The sequence below is a fragment of the Pseudohongiella sp. genome (assembly GCF_040877505.1).
In the GTDB taxonomy this organism is placed as follows: domain Bacteria; phylum Pseudomonadota; class Gammaproteobacteria; order Pseudomonadales; family Pseudohongiellaceae; genus Pseudohongiella.
This window is the reverse complement of record NZ_JBBDNQ010000040.1, coordinates 185,528-200,134: the sequence shown is the minus strand read 5'-3', so window position 1 is coordinate 200,134 and position 14,607 is coordinate 185,528. Positions and strand designations below refer to the sequence as shown.

Below are 14,607 nucleotides of genomic sequence, written 5' to 3'. Positions count from 1 at the left end.
GATTACGAGAAAATTCCACTTTTGACTTCAATTAATTTTGGGGCTGATTACCCATATTACTCCGATTATCATTAAAGTATTGAAAATAGCGTTTATGATCACCGATAGACGTCAGTAGAAAATTATTGAGGCCGACTGCAAAGGGCCCTAGCCTAGGGCCTTACCCATGCAAGTATTTACAAACACCTTCAAAAACACCCATCCGAGAAATATTGTTAATGTCATCAATAATAACGACACCACCTGTGCTTGTAACGCGCTCAGCAAAAATTAAATCGTTACATGTGTGCAGCGCAGTGTGACAACCATCTATAGAAAAAAGTGAATACCGAATATCATTAGGATAGTCGGAAACGCCGGCTGCCAAATCAATCGAATCCACCTTATATTTTCTTACACGGTTAGGATATTTAGCATATTGCCGTACATTTCCTAGGACTTTTTTTAGAATCCCTGCCGGACCCATCGATATTACTAAACTTATTTTCAAAAAAATCGAATGCATCACACGTACAACTTGGGCCACAAAAATTCTCTAATACCAAAAAAAACCTACCGCGATGAACTCCGATTTCTCCGGCACTAATTATTGGGTTTTCAAACGAGACCATTATTTCGACAACGAAATTCGTTACATCCGAATTTTTTTATTTATCTACCATGCTATTTTATAAAATGGTGAATTTAAATCTTCAGCATTCGCAAAATAACTCATCAGGATATCTCAACTTTGAAATCTAGTGCTTCAGCAAGTGACATTTTTACAAAAATGTTGCAGCAACCATCTTTAGTTGCATCAATAATGAGTCGCCCATCCTTTTCATATTCTGATCTCGCTGAGGCATAAGAAATTTCAGAATTCTCTAGATCCGGTAGATCCCAGCTTTGTCCATATCCAAAATAGTTTGGGACGAAATGATTAGTATCTTCTGCTGGCATAACTTGTGATTCATTGGGCTTGCCATACGCTCCAGGAAAGTTGTGGTCCATTCCAACAATAATTACCTTAGAAAAACCGAGATAGTGCGCGACTTGAAGCGCCGCATGTGTAACAGTCCACCCCTCATGAACTTCTTTAATAATATTTCTTGAAAATCTAGGCGCACTGGAATCAGCAGACTTAAAATAGAAAGTAAGTGGATCAATAGGGATAGCAAGCCCTGCCCTACTGCCTAAGAATTTTAAAGTAGGCATACTTTCAAACTGTTCTACGGATTGCTCTATAACCTTTTTATTTACGGCTACTACTAGGTCTGGAAGCCTACCTACCAAATCTTTCCCAAGGTAGATTTTATTAAGCCCGATTATGAATCGATTCTGAATAAGCGTGAAATCGACTGATTTAAGGCTTGGGCCATTACACAAAAGGACGCACTCTTGGTTAAGATATCTATTTTTAAATCTTAATAGTCTTTGAAACTGAAAATTATTCATCGATTTATCCACGCGCACATCTTTATGAATCACATCACCATTACGAACTCCAGCTTCAATAGGTTTGCCATCATCCAATGGCGCACGAACTAAAGGGCTCGGCGTCGTCCTAGTTGATAATTTTTCGTAGTACGAAAGATTGAACACGATATCCTTGATAAAATTAATGGATCTATCGAAACTCAATCTATTATAGGAATAACCGCAAGAAGCGGTTCTTAATAGATCCGAAAAAAAATCCATAATTGGTAACTTAGTGTTCAATTTTTGCGAGAAAGCCAGCTCGGAAACGTATGCTCTTAATAAAATATTGTCACATGGAAGAAAAATCATTGGCAAAATTTCGCGCAATCTCTCTGCCTCTGAATTACTCATTAACTGGGGCTTTACACTGTCGTTCTGCAACCCAACACACCCTGAGTTGTAATAATCAACAAGTCGCCCTACCCATTCATCAGAAACAATTCCATATTCTTTCAACACAACAATAATCGTTTCTATAAGGCTTCTCCCTCTGTCGGAGACAGTTTTCATATCCTTGTGAACACGATGCGTTGCAAAGTATTGATCTGAAAATTTCCAGGACATACCAGCTTTATACATCCGGCACCAGTACTCGAAGTCCATAGCATAGTGAAGCGATTCATCAAGCTCACCTACAGCCTGGTATGCACATCTTTTCCAAAATACTGAAGGCTGGCAAAGTCCTAGATGCTTTGTAAATCGGTCATTAAAATTTGATGTATCAGAATCTATCCAAACTGAAATCTCTATCCCCTCTGGTTCATATCGCCAGAATGCTTTCCCAAAAACAATTTGGTGCTCAGAGGAAGATAGCTCGTTTACAACCTCTTTTATTACGTCGTTTGAATAATAGTAATCATCTACGTTTATCCAGCAAATAATATCCCCAGTTGATTGAGCAAAACCCTTATTAAGCGCGTTGCTTTGGCCTCTATCGCTCTCAACAATTACCTTTCTCCTTGAATCCGCATACATCTCTAGAATTTTGTGCGTTTTGTCAGTTGAGCAATTGTCGAAAATTATATGTTCCCAATTATCATAAGTTTGTCTGTCAATTGATTGCAGGAGTGTCTCTAGATAGTCAACTCCATTATAACTTGGGGTAATAATCGAGACTTTTGGCTTAGCTACATTCGTCATAGATTCTCCAGCCACCAAAGGTACTTTTCGTCGAAATCGGGTCGCCACCACGTGTGAACTCCGAAAGCATTAAGCTTCTCGCGATGCAGGAGCCCATTAATAACCCAGTTTTAATTTTTAAAACCTTGTTATTGAAAACAACGTTAATGAACGTGGAGGAATTCAACAAATCGACGGGTAGATCATCATTGGAAGTTGTCCATACTTGAAATTTGCTCTCAACTTCTCTTGCTTGCAATACTAGAGCGAGTGAATTTTTGGTATGGAATCGATGTATTTCAATTCTGGCTGCGCATGAAAACAAAATTTCCTTAGCATCATTCACAACATCCACATGTCCAAGATTATTGAAAAACATCGAAATCCCTTCGTAATAGAGGGGGCGCAAGTGATCGTTGCAGAACATTATGAATCTTGCAAAGCATTGGGAAGAAGCTTTCTTGTCCAAGCACGGCTTGAGTTTTCTACCAAATTGTTTAGCTGCAAAAAAATTGGCCTTACCTTCAATTTCCGTGCGCCCATAAATAGTTGGCAGTTCGAAATTATGATGTTTTTCAATGTGTGATTTAAGTATCTCAATGATTTCCTCGAGTAAGTTTGAGTGTCCTTCACAAATTGCTAAAAGTATCAGGCCAATCGCGCGCTCACCGAAAAGCTTGTTTAGATAGTGTCTCCCACTATCTTCATGACACCACAAATCCAACATCACATTTCGTCTATCTTCAAGGTCCTTACGAACATTGCTTCTCGTGATTGACTGGGTGCCTCCACAGCGGTGATAAATCCGAGCTCCATGGGAGTGGAGAATGAGCTGACCACTCTGAGAAAGTCGATAAAAATATTCGTGATCCTCACCACGAAGTCGATTGGAAAATATAACGGACCTCATAACAGACTCCCTGCCAACGCTCGACTGAAGCAAGAATCTATTAGCGACTAGATCGGCTGCTTGATAATAGCCCTCTGTGGAGATGGCCTTAACCTCCAGCGGCTGGCCGTTCAAATCAACATACTCCGCTGGAAAACATACAATTCCTATCTCACTTCTCTCATAAAGAAGGGTAACTGCATAGTCTAAATACCCTGGCTGATAAGCGTCATCGGCATCAAGAAATGAGATATATGGGGTTTGTGCAAAGGATAGGCCTATTGATCTTGCGTGGCCTGGGCCTACATTCTCACTTAGCTTATGTATCAGGATCGAATTATTTTTCTGCTGTGTGAAGTCAGACAGTCTTGGTGAGGTAGGGGATGCGTCATCAACTATAATTATTAGCGCTCCATTTTCTACTTCTATACTGTTCACCGCTTCCTTCAGGAACTCAAGATCCTGTGAGTGAAAAGGAATGATAACTGAAACTGTGTGCCTGGACATTAGTGATTACTCAATCATTGAGTGGCGTTGCACGAGAAGCATAGTTCTTTATCACAAAGATAAATTTCGAAAAAGCATCCAAAGCTTCGCCTAATCAGGATCATGTAGAACCCCACGTATACCGCCATCCACATTAATGATGCATCCATTTATGAATTTTGAATCTCCGCAAGATAGAAATAGAGCTGCTCGTGCCACATCTTCGGGCCGTCCAATGGATGATGCCGGGTGAAACATCCTCAATGAATCGAACTTATCTGGATTAGCTGCAAATCCGATTCTTAGCATATCCGTATCAATAGCCGCAGGTTCTATTCCATTAACTCTGATCTTGTTGCCAATATCGACTGCCATTACTCGAGTCAGTCCAGCTAATGCAGCTTTGCTTGTTGCGTAAGCGACAAAGTTTTTCTTGGTTAACTGGGCATGTATGCTGCCAATATTGATGACACTTCCTCTCGCACGCTCTAACAAGCTAAAAAGTCCTTGTGCGAGAAAGAAAGGGGCGGTGAGGTTGACGTCGAGAGTCTGTTGCCAGTTTGCACGAGAGAGGCTTTGGACACCGCCAAGTACTTGAACGGCTGCATTGTTTATCAACACATGCAACCCCGCCTCCCCCACAATTTCACTAACCTGTCCGACGACCTCAGTCGCTCTTGTTTCGTCGTTGACCAGGGCAGCCAAGTCATGCTTAATCCAATAGCGGCAATCGATACCGTCTGGTAGTGATATGCGGTCCAAACCGATAACGCCATAACCTGCCTCAGTGAATGCTTTGACTAACACACGTCCGATACCCCCGGCCGCTCCTGTGATCACACAATACATGCCGGTATCAGCCATGGAGGAACCCCTTGAGTGTGTTGATGGCTATCTCACTTGTTCTAACCACTGCATCTGAAGTATTAGATGCATTGTGTGACCCAAAGATGCAGCGGGGGTGTGCACGCAGGTATGAATTCATTGGCAACGGCTCAACTTCAAATACATCCAGTGCGGCGGAATACACCCTACCGTCCTGCAGTGCTGCCTCAAGCGCAGACTCCTCGATCAAGGGGCCTCGCCCTACATTTACGACCCGTACTCCGGGCTTCACGCGTTTAAGGGCGTCAGCGTTCAGCATGTGGAAGCTGCTGGGGGTAAGAGCGCAGGTGAACACAATGAAATCGGCTTCGCCCAGGCGGGCCGGCCACTCGGCACGCTGTACAGCAGCAAGTTCAGCATGGTCGGGGGCCACGGGGTCATAGGCGATAACGTGCATGTCGGCGGCTAGCAGCCGCTTGGCTGTATTCTTGCCGATGTCGCCGAAGCCCACCAAGGCAACGGTTTTGCCGGCCAGAGAGATGCCGCGTGGCTTGGGCCAGTTACCAGCTCGCACTCCCGCATCAACCTGGAACGTTTCACGCGCCAACGCAATCACATATCCCATAGCAATATCGGCGACTTCCCCACCAAACATGTTGGGTGTATTGGTAATAGGAATTCCAAAGTCTTTGCACGCAGTGAAATCTACGTTATCCACACCTATACCCCATTTTACAGCAGCCCTCAGATGTCCTGCCTTACCAGCTGCAAATACCTCACGTGTTGCTGGATCATCACCAATGATCCATCCATTGTGTTGCGGCACCAGATCTTTGAGTTCTTCTACGGACAGTATCTGCACCACTTTCGGTGCGGTCACTTCCATTCCGTACTGGTCGAACAGCGGCTTGAAGTAATCGATCATCCCCAACATGGGCGGGCAGGTTATCAGTACTTTCATTTCACTACTCCTTGTTCCTGCAGATAAAGTGCAGCAATGACCGCAAAATCCCAGTCCTGCTGATCGTCGATATCTATCGATTCGATGCGGGGAGCTTCGTACATCATGGGCTGTTTGCCGATGCGAGCGTTGGTTTTACCAAAGCTGTTGCGGGTAAACAGGTAGAGGTTGGAGTTCTCCTCATACCAGGGCTCTAGATGCTGGGTGGGGATGAGGTTGTCCGGATCGTGGTTTACCGGAGAGCAGTCCCTGCGGTAGAAACGGGTCTGCACCTTGTCCACGGTAAACAGGGAATCTGCTGTGCCTTGCGCTTTGCGTTCGGCAAAGGCCGACAGCGCCTTGCTGATGGTATCGACACTCATCAGCGGGTTGGTGGTGTGAGTCATCAGGTAGATGTCGGCGTCTACGGTGGCCACGTCATCCGCCAGCACTAGGTTCATGCTGACGTGGTCGCCGCAAATCTCGGGCTTGCGGTCACGGATCAGGATGCGGTCGCTGTCCACCAGGCCATGTTCGGCCAGGATGTGACGGGCGTCAGTGTTGATCACGACCTGGTCGATTTCTTGAACTTCGAGCAGGGTATCGAGAATCCAGCGGAACAAAGGCTTACCGCGAAATTCGCGGAAGTTCTTGCCTTTTACGCGTTCACTGTTGGCCTTCATGGGGAGCAAGGCGACTATTTTGGGTTTAGCTTGCATGTGTATCAGAGCCTTCTATTCAGGATAATAGTACTTTTCTTTGTCCGTGTGCGATAGCAATCGGTGTTGGCGATTGCCTTTCCAGGCGCCCATGTACTGATGCCAGCGGTAGCGCAGGATGTTGCCCAAGCGCGCGGCGCGGCGCCCTTCGCGCTTGGCGGCACGCCAGTCGCGCAGCACGCTGGAAGCAATGTAGCGCAACGTGTCGAACAGATTAACGTGTATCTGTGGCATGATCTTCTGTAGGGCTATCGCCTCTCGCTCGAAGCGCCTGCGCACTTGGACCCAGCTTTCGTCGTGGTAATGGAACACAGTGGCGTCCCCAACGTAGCCAACCTTGCTGCCGTCACGGACTAGGCGCTGTGCCAGTTCCATATCTTCCAGTCCGGTTAGGTCCTCGTTAAAGCGGTACTTCTCCCAGGCCGACTTCGACAGCGCCGAATTGGCGTTGTTGCAGAAGAAGCCCTGCTGCGGGATGCAGGAACGTTCCGGAAAGTACTTGGCAAAAGTGCGACATTCACTGAAATAGCTCTGCCCCCCTCCAAGTTGCCGCCCATAGCTATAGTCGACCTGGTCGTCCAGGATTGGCTGGCACAGGCGCTGCAGCCAGTGGGGACCAGTGGGTACGCAATGGCCACTGATAATAATCAGTATGTCGCCCAGCGCAGCCTCGCATCCGATGTTCAGCGAGCGCCCGAAGGAAAACTCTTCCCGCTTGATGTGGTGAATGCGGCAACCATGGCGCTCCGCGATTCCCAGCGTGCCGTCGGTGGAGCCGGAATCCACCAGCACCACTTCAACGCCCAGTCCCGTGGTCTGTTGGCTGGCCACGGATTTCAACAGATCATCCAGATGCTTTGCTTCATTGAGGGTACGGATAACCACGCTGGCATGTACAGGACCCATGTTTAGCACGCTTGGCTTGAGCAACAGTTTGAAACTAGAGTTCATCGAACGATACACTGCGCGGATTTCATCAGGGTCCACTGCGTTGGCGGCGAACATGTCCCAGTGCACAGCCACCACTTGGCAAGCACCAATCTCGGTCGCCAGCTGAAAGGCTTCGCGTACCGACATGTTGCCAATGATGCCGCGTTGACCCTTGAAAAAATTGTGCTCATTCACTGGCAGGAATGCGGTATGCACCGGGCCTTCGGCCAGCAGGGCATCGATGACTTCCTGGCGGGCCGAGGTATCCCCGGCAATGTATATACGCTGGCCTTGATACTCCAGCAGGAAACCGACGCAGGCCAGGCGACCGGCCGCATCGCGTTCTATTTCGGGGTGGGCGGCGGGGATGGCTTTTACTCGCAGGGTCTCGGACAGCGTTTGCCATTGTTCCTCAGCTAGGTGCAGTCGCTGCTCTTCGATACTCCATTTGCGCAATTCACCCAACACTGGCTCTGGACCGATAAAGCGTGCCTGTGGAGCAGCCAGCGACAAGGCCGGAATTGTATGGGGGTCGCAGTGGTCGATATGAGCGTGGGTCAGAAGTACCCAGTCAGCATCTACCACCTGTTCCGGCATTAATGTCAGCGGTATCTGACGAACCAGGTCAGGCGCATCCATCAACTGCACGGAATTCGACAGGTAAGGATCCACATATAATGTGGTGTCGGGAAACCTCAGCAGGCAACCGGACTGGCCCAACATCTGCATTGGTATACGTAACGAAGGCTTCATTTGGACAACTCGAACAATTTGCGATAATCGGCTTTTTCGAACACGGTACAGGCGCCATCAAGCGTGGCATCGATGATGCGGCGGTTGGAATTCTCATACTCGACGCGAGCCAGGCTGTAGGACTGCTCGGAATGTGCGAGGTCTGGATTATCCCAGCTCTGACCACCGCCAAAATAGTCTGGACTAAAATGGTTGAGGTCCGGCCCCTCTAGTCGGTTGGCAGCATTAGGCGCGCCCGTATATTCGAAGCGATGATCCATGCCGATGATCACGACCTCTGCAAAGCCCAGGTACCAAGCTATTTGCAACGCGACATAGGTTACCGTCCAGCCCTCATGCACCCCCTTTTCGAGATCATGGGAAAAGCGAGCCGGCGGGTTGCCTGTTTCTAGGTGGTAGGTCAGAGCATTCTCAGGTACTAGATGGCCGTTGTGTTTGCTGATGAACTTGACGCAGTTCAGTGCCATGATCTGCCGCGAGGATTGCTCTATAACCTTGTCGTTCACTGCCACAAAGTATCGCGGATAGAAGCCGAATCGCTTGAAACCCAGGAAAATCTTGTTAAGCCCTATCGTGGTTTCGCGGGCGAGGAAGCGCAAGTCCATGCGGTTCAACGAAGGCCCATTGGCGACCAGGACCACTCGCTCCCCAGCATGGCGGTTGTGCAAAAAATCAAAACGAGACACTTGACCCTCCCTGTCCTCTTGCCAAGAGTACAGCACGATTCCGCGCCTCAAGCAATCGAAAGCCATTTGCCAGCAGATAGGGCATGGCCAGCGTACCTTTTGCCGTCCAGCTCCCGTCGTCCAGCCAGGTGTCATCCAGGCAAACCACACCCTTTAGGGCCAGCTTGGCGACAATAGACTCTGCGCAATCGAGGTGCATGCGGTGGCATTCCTCGTCATCTATCTGTTCGCCCAAAAATTTCCGGTACCGGCTTTGGCGCAGTTCGCTGTGCTTGCCATGGTCGAAGTCGTAAGCGTCCAGGAATATGTAATCGAAATAGCCCTGATAGTTGCGCAGGTAGTCCTCGCCCTTGTCGGTGATAGCTTCGAAGGGTACTTCCAGTTTGGTGAATACTTCTGCGGCCATTCGGCTGTTGTGCGGGTCCATGTCGACCGTTATGAAATGCAGCCCCAATTCCTTGCAGGCCACAGCCAGCTTGCGTGTAGAGCCTTGACCGGGGACATTTTCGCGGGTGGAGCCGATCTCGACCAGCACCGGCACTCGCTCGCGGGTTTCGGTTTTGAGTTCTTCCGCATGCTTGCGCAGCCAGTTCAACAGCAGGTCGTGCCCGTGTTCAGATCTGGCCTCAGCCTTTTGCCTGGTTTGCTGGTAAGCACGCAACAGGGCAGCCTTTTCCTTTGAGTTCAGTGCCAGATGGCCTTCACTCAACAGTGCTTGCTCCATTGCCAGGTCGGCGGCTAGGTCAGCTTTGCCTACGACAATAAGATTGCGTACCAACAAGGTCTTCAGTTGTTCGTTAGTTTCATCATCAATTAACTCGCGAGCATTTTGCAGGAAGTGAACAGTGGTTAAATCGTCCTTTCGCTCGAAATAGTGGTCGGCCAGTTCGATAAATAAAAGAAAAGTTTCGCGTGGCGATATCCGGTTGCTGGCGCGCAAACCGTCCACGGCTTTGTGTACGTCGGGACTCTCCACGCACTGGCGAGCCAGGGTACTGATCGTCGCGCAGGCCATGGAACGACCGGACAGTGCAAACCCACCACTGCTGGGGTCGGCCCCATGCCGACCTAGCCCCAGCTGGACGCTTTGCTGATTGATCCGAGCCTGCGTCAGCAGGCGCTGGTCGGCCGCTGGCGTGCCGATGGTAATCGTAGTTTCGAAATGCTTGAGTGCGCGCTCTTGCTGCTTCCCTAGAATTGCCGCCCTGCCCAGACTGTTATGCACGCCGGCAATTAGAATCCTGCTGATCACGTTGTTGTTAACTCCCCAATCCTGCGCCAGCCGCACAAGTGCTCGAGTCTTGCTGGTGTCTCCAATCTGCGCCCACCCTGCTGCTGCGAGCAGGGCGAGTTTGCCACGATCGGGGTGATATTGAAGCTGGTCCCGCTCTAGCGCAGCGAGACTCTCCCAATCACCAAACTGCCATTGGGTACGGGCACGTTCAAGCAGGTTTTCATCGTAGGGTACGCGGACTGCTTCTTGCTCGTCGCTGGTGTCAGTGCACAGCACCATAGTTTCTTCCTCAGCGGAAGAAGAGGGTTCTGTAATATTAGCAGAACCGGCTGACCCGAACCAGCGGGTGAGTATCGTGCGTAAACCGATGAGCATATATAAACCTTTGTTCTTACATCATCTGCTTATGGGGCTGCATTTGAGGACAAACTCCCTCACAGGCCTGGCTCTCGCAAGAGTAGATCTTTGATCAGGTCAATCTGGGCTTCGGCTTTGGTCATCTCATCATTGATCTGGTACTGGCGACTCATCACTTCTTCACTTTCCTGTTTGATTGTTTCTAACTGTCGTAAAGCCTGATCTTTTTTGGCTTGATTATCCTGAGCCAATTTTGTTTGAGCATCACGTTCCTTGCTCAATTGCTCTATCTTGCTCTGGTGCTCCTGAGCCAACTTGGTTTGTGTGTCTCGCTCCTTTTCAATCTGCTCAAGCTGGACTTGCCGATCTTGTGCTAGTTTAGATTGAGCATCTCTTTCCTGGGTAAGCTTCTCAATCTGGGCTTGTTTGTCCTGAACTGTCTTGGTCTGAGCATCGCGCTCTTTGATCAATTGCTCGGCTTGAGTCTGGCGCTCCTTCGCATGCTTGGTCTGCGCATCCCGTTCCTGGGTAAGTTGTCCAACCTGAGCCTGTTGCTCCTGAGCAGCCTTGGCGTGATTGTCACGTTCCTGAGTTAGCTGTTCAATCTGAGCTTGACGTTCCTGCGCAGCTTTAGCGTGGCTGTCACGCTCTTTGCTGATCTGTTCAATCTGAACCTGCCGCTCTTGCGCCAACTTCGCTTGGGCATCCCGTTGCTGGATCAGCTGCTCAACCTGGGTTAGTCGGTCTTCAGCAGCCTTTGCATGGTGGTCACGCTCTTTGGCCAACTGCTCGATCTGCGCCTGACCTTCATGGGAAACCTTGGCATGGTTATCCCGATCTTTGGTCAGGGCTTCGATCTGGCTTTGCCGCTCCTGTGCCAGTTTAGTCTGGGCATCGCGCTCCTGGCTAAGCTGTGTCATCTGGCCCTGGCGTTCCTGCGCAAGTTTGGCCTGCTCGTCACGCTCCTGGCTGAGTTGTGACAGCTGGCTTTGCCTGTCCTGTGCAAGTTTGGACTGGCTGTCGCATTCCTTGCTTAGCTGCTCAAGCCTGGCCTGGTGTTCCTGCACCAGTTGGTTTTGTTTATCACGTTCTGTGGTGAGTTGCGTTATTTCCTGTTGTTGCTCCTGGCCGCGTTTTTGGTGTGTATCAAGTTCCTGGCGCCAGTCGCGGGCGAACAGGGCGTGGCCAATGGCGGGGTGATTGCCTTCGGCCACATGGACACAGCGCAGGCCGTGGGGCGCAAGCCAGGCTTCTATGGCTTGCAGACTGGCGCCATCGCCGCCGCCGTCCCCGCCCTGCGGGTTCAGCAATACGCGGGCCCACACCACGCCGCAGAGCGACAACAAGGGGCCGGCGCCTTCGAGTATGGGCAATGCGGGCAGGCAGTCGATCAACAGCCATAGCAGATCATCGCTTTCGTCTGGCAGCCAGGCGGTTTGTTGCGACAACAGTTGCAGGGACGTCGCCGTTTTGGTGCTGCGGGATTTTTCCCGCAAATTGGGCCAGATGTTTTGTAATGTCTGCGGGGCCAGCATGCCGTCTTCGTCGGGGTTGCTGGCCTGGTAGAATTCGACTTCGCCGGCTTGTGCGGCCAGTACGGATTCACATACGCGCCAGCCTGGCTGGCTGGTGGCAAGTTTTTCTGCCCAGGCCAGGCGGGCCGGGTCGGCGTCAATCAACAACGCGCGCGGCACATCCCACTGTTGCCAGGCGTTCATGTCGCCATAACCTTTGCCAATGCCAACGTGAATGACGGCCTGGGGTGGCATCAGCTTTGCCAGCAGGCTTGCGGGCTGATTGCTGGCCGAGGTGTTGTGACTGTGGGTCATGCTGACTCGCTCTCCTCGACGGTTGTGGCGGGCACGCCCTGGGCGGGTGCCGGTGTGGTGCGTTCGGCAAATATGCGTGCCAGCTCGCGCGCCATGTCAATCCACTGGCCCCAGGGGCGTTGCAGCGTGGTGCCTGCCGTGCGCAGGATTTCCAGCATGGCGGGCAACCGGCTGATCAGCGCGCTCATAAATGCCTGGTCCACCTCGGGGAGCTGGTGCCAGACTTCGACGTCCATGGCGTTGGGCAGCGCAAAGCGCAATTCCAGTTTTGCACCAAAGTTGTCGGATGATTCTGCGAACCAGCCGGTTAAGGGGCTGGTTTCGGTTTCCTGTGGTATCTCCAGCCGGGGATCGGTGCCAAAACTGTCGGGCGTCACGTTGGCGCAGGCAAGCCTGAACTCAAAGGCTGGCCAGCTTTTATTGCCATAGGCCACGTGTTCGCAGCGCAGCCACAGGTGCTCGTAACCCGGATTGACTTGTTCATGTTTCAGGCTGAGGCTGTCGAAGCGGTAGGTGGCGGGCAAGCCCACAAGAATGTCTTTGAACCTGGTCAGGCCCGCCTGCAGTGCTGCCCGTTGTTCAGTCGTGAACTGCTGGTGGGCCGGGGAGCCCGGGGCCGCCAGTTCGCGCCCGAGGATACCTGCCAGCACTTTCATCAGCGCCCAGTCGGCGGTGGCCAGGTCGAACAGGGTTTCCACACGTTGTTTGCGATTGTTGTTGTCGGCAACAGGAATCACGGTCAGTTCGTCCTGTGCTGCGGCGACAGTGGGCCACCGCAACAGCGGGCCGGTGGGTTCGGGTGAGCGGGCAAAGACCAGGCCGGCAATGTCCTGCTCCATCACCGTGTGGAAGGCCAGCTCATCGAATGACCGGCCGCCGGCCTGCAGGCCTTTGACACGCCAGTGCGGCGTTGTCTGGGCATCGTCTGCGGCACCGTCCCCGGCGGCTATCAATTCCAGGGCGTCGTATTCGCAGTAGTCGGGGTTGCGCTGCATCATCTGTTGCCACTTGTTCTCGGCCAGCTGCAGTTTGTTCTGGGCATCCTGGTGGCGCAGGAAGTAGTGTTCCAGTTCTTCCTGCACCTGGTGCAGTTGCAGCAACAGCAGTTCGTTTTCTTCATTGCTGTCGCGCAGTTTGTCTTCGGCAGTTTTGAGTTTTTGTTCCGCGGCTTTTAACGCCTGTTCAGCGGTGTTTTTGGCCTGGGTGAGTGACTCGCAGTCTTTGCGTGCTTGTGCCAGTTGCTGGGTCACTTGCTGGTTGATCTGTTGGTGTCTGGTTTCGCTTTGGTTGGCGAGCTCTTTAGCGGTTTTTTCGCTCTGGGCCTGGCGCAGTACCTGACTTTCCAGTTCTTCCTGCACCTGGTGCAGCTGCAGCAACAGCAGCTCGTTTTCTTCCTGGCTTTGGCGCAGGGTATCCTGGGTGCGTTTTATTTCCTGCTCGGCGGATTTTTTATCTTGCTCATGGCTGTTTCTGTCTTGCTCATGGCTGTTTCTGTCTTGCTCATGGCTGTGTTGCACCTGGCGCAATTCTTCCTGAACCGCCGCGATGGCGTTGGCGTGCTTGTCCTGCTGCGCACGGTAATCCGCAATGACCTGTTCTACGGTGGGGCTTGATGAGGGCCCAGACGAGAGTGATGAAGAGTCAGCGTCGGGGCCAAAGCGGGTCAGGGTCGCCGCCAGCTCGTGCTGCAGGCCGTCCAGTTGCGGGAAGTCGCGGCAGCACTGGTCGGCCAGATAACGCAACACGGGGTCAGTGTCAGGTCTGCTGACCTGAATGTCCGGCGTTGCCAGGGGTAATTGCCATTGCTCGCGGCACAGTTGCAGCAGTGCCTCGGGATCAGCCAGGCAGTCATCTGCCGCGACCAGCAAAGTGCGCTGAGGGTGGCGATTATGGAAACGCAGCATTTCCTGGTGCTGGCTGAGCCAGCGCTCAACGGTGGTTTGCAGGCCCGCTTCATCGCTGGCGTTGGTTTTTGCCGGGGTATCAACCAGTGCATCGGCCAGCATTTGTTGTGGTGACACACAGACCAGAATGAACTTTACATTGGGTTCAAAGTTGAGCCAAAAATCCAGCAGCCAGGTGCTGCCGCTGTCTGCCCAGCCCCACAGTCCGGATTGCATATTGGCGACAAACAGATCACCCGCCAGCTGCTCCCACAAACGGCCGGGCGCGATCTGTGAGTTCGGTTGTGCTGCCCTGCCCGCCGCTGCTGACACCTGTTGATGCCAGCGCGCCAGATCCAGTTGCGGGTCGCGTGGCGGCGGCAGCGCGGCGGCCATGCCAGCCTGAGCCAGAATCTGCGCCACACTGTCCAGCGTGTTTTGCGCCGGTCCGGTGAGGCAGACGATGTTTGTGGCAAGCCCTGGCGTAGCAGACATCACA

The 14,607-nt window shown here is 51.5% G+C and carries 11 protein-coding genes; all 11 read right to left on the bottom strand.

Translation table 11 applies throughout. The features are described from left to right. Window positions 1–160: 160 nt before the first annotated feature. The 11 genes from WD071_RS15075 to WD071_RS15025 all read right to left on the bottom strand — a co-directional run bounded on the left by WD071_RS15075 (window position 161) and on the right by WD071_RS15025 (window position 14,603). A complete protein-coding gene (locus tag WD071_RS15075; protein WP_368049220.1) occupies window positions 161–526 on the bottom strand; it encodes a class I SAM-dependent methyltransferase in 366 nt (121 codons plus the stop codon). Between the two features lie 188 nt (window positions 527–714). Continuing rightward, window positions 715–2,598 (bottom strand): glycosyltransferase, encoded by a 1,884-nt coding sequence (locus WD071_RS15070; RefSeq protein ID WP_368049219.1) that lies wholly within the window; start codon window positions 2,596–2,598, stop codon window positions 715–717. After that, window positions 2,582–3,973, bottom strand: coding sequence for a glycosyltransferase family 2 protein (locus tag WD071_RS15065; RefSeq protein ID WP_368049218.1), 1,392 nt, complete (start codon window positions 3,971–3,973; stop codon window positions 2,582–2,584). The genes WD071_RS15070 and WD071_RS15065 overlap by 17 nt, the downstream gene beginning before the upstream one ends. A gap of 90 nt (window positions 3,974–4,063) precedes the next feature. Next, window positions 4,064–4,816 (bottom strand): SDR family NAD(P)-dependent oxidoreductase, encoded by a 753-nt coding sequence (locus tag WD071_RS15060; protein ID WP_368049217.1) that lies wholly within the window; start codon window positions 4,814–4,816, stop codon window positions 4,064–4,066. Next, a complete protein-coding gene (locus WD071_RS15055) occupies window positions 4,809–5,738 on the bottom strand; it encodes a phosphoglycerate dehydrogenase (RefSeq protein WP_368049216.1) in 930 nt (309 codons plus the stop codon). The genes WD071_RS15060 and WD071_RS15055 overlap by 8 nt, the downstream gene beginning before the upstream one ends. After that, entirely contained in the window at window positions 5,735–6,436 is a 702-nt protein-coding gene (locus WD071_RS15050; protein ID WP_368049215.1) for an acylneuraminate cytidylyltransferase family protein, read from the bottom strand. The genes WD071_RS15055 and WD071_RS15050 overlap by 4 nt, the downstream gene beginning before the upstream one ends. Window positions 6,437–6,451: 15 nt before the next feature. Further along, window positions 6,452–8,119: an MBL fold metallo-hydrolase gene (locus tag WD071_RS15045; RefSeq protein WP_368049214.1), complete on the bottom strand. Its 1,668-nt coding sequence runs from the start codon at window positions 8,117–8,119 to the stop codon at window positions 6,452–6,454. After that, window positions 8,116–8,805: a 6-hydroxymethylpterin diphosphokinase MptE-like protein gene (locus WD071_RS15040; RefSeq protein ID WP_368049213.1), complete on the bottom strand. Its 690-nt coding sequence runs from the start codon at window positions 8,803–8,805 to the stop codon at window positions 8,116–8,118. Before WD071_RS15040 ends, WD071_RS15045 begins: the two co-directional genes overlap by 4 nt. After that, entirely contained in the window at window positions 8,792–10,414 is a 1,623-nt protein-coding gene (locus WD071_RS15035; RefSeq protein WP_368049212.1) for a hypothetical protein, read from the bottom strand. The genes WD071_RS15040 and WD071_RS15035 overlap by 14 nt, the downstream gene beginning before the upstream one ends. A 59-nt stretch (window positions 10,415–10,473) precedes the next feature. Beyond that, a complete protein-coding gene (locus WD071_RS15030) occupies window positions 10,474–12,225 on the bottom strand; it encodes a hypothetical protein (protein ID WP_368049211.1) in 1,752 nt (583 codons plus the stop codon). Beyond that, entirely contained in the window at window positions 12,222–14,603 is a 2,382-nt protein-coding gene (locus WD071_RS15025; protein ID WP_368049210.1) for a hypothetical protein, read from the bottom strand. The genes WD071_RS15030 and WD071_RS15025 overlap by 4 nt, the downstream gene beginning before the upstream one ends. Between the last annotated feature and the right edge of the window lie 4 nt (window positions 14,604–14,607).